Annotated in this window: 1 protein-coding gene and 1 pseudogene; both read left to right on the top strand. The window is 76.9% G+C overall.

Annotated elements, in window-relative coordinates; translation table 11 throughout:
* Window positions 1-247 (top strand): annotated as a pseudogene (locus tag AE652_RS42505) (hypothetical protein); the annotation flags it as partial.
* 168 nt (window positions 248-415) lie between these two features.
* On the top strand, window positions 416-649 hold the full coding sequence (locus AE652_RS42510) for a hypothetical protein (RefSeq protein WP_049661653.1): 234 nt from the start codon (window positions 416-418) through the stop codon (window positions 647-649).
* Window positions 650-732: the final 83 nt, after the last annotated feature.

Below are 732 nucleotides of genomic sequence, written 5' to 3' on the forward strand. Positions count from 1 at the left end.
GGAAGCGGCCCACGCCCCGGTAGAGCCAGTCGGGGTGGAACTGCTCGGCCGGGTGACGGCCTTCGGCGTGCTGGGCTCCTTCGCCCTCGGCCCGCTCGGGCTGGCGGCGGCCGGTCCGCTGGCGGGCCGGTTCGGCGCGGACACCGTGCTGCTGATCGGAGCGGTCTGGCAACTGGCGGCCGGGGCCGTAGTGTTGGCCGTACCGGCGGTACGTGACCGTCGCTGGGAGGAGGGCCCGGACAGCTGACCAACCCCTCGGACGGCTCCGGGGCGCACCCCCGGCCCACCGCGCACCGCGCCCGGCCGGCCCCGGAGCGCAACCGGCTGCCCCACCCGCGCACGTACGCCTCCGCGGCGGGCGGGGCGGCCGACCCGGTCGTACGGTGGAGGACGGGGGTGACGGAGGAGGTCGATCATGCCCGGCTCGCTCACCATCAGCCATCACGGGTCCGCGGTCACCCTGGACCACGCGGACGCGGAGCGGCTCGCCACCGTACTGGCGGACCTGGCGTACCTGCTGGAGATCCCGGGGCCGAACCGGATCAACGACGAACAGCTCGCCGTGCTGTGCGAGGGCCGCGCCCCGGACCGCGCCGAGCTGGTGCACTGGTGCGCGTCGAACGCGCGCGGACTGAAGGGGCAGTTCTGACCGGAGCCGCCCGGGCCCGGGCCGCGGACCGTCCGCACCCGGGCCGGCCGCCGGAGCCCGTTGTCCGCCCGCCGGAGCCCGCT

This window comes from Kitasatospora sp. MY 5-36 (genome assembly GCF_001182915.1).
GTDB lineage: Bacteria > Actinomycetota > Actinomycetes > Streptomycetales > Streptomycetaceae > Kitasatospora.

Coding starts and splice junctions, on each gene's coding strand:
- AE652_RS42510 (WP_049661653.1), top strand. CDS start 416: ATGCCCGGCTCGCTCACCATCAGCCATCACGGGTCCGCGGTCACCCTG.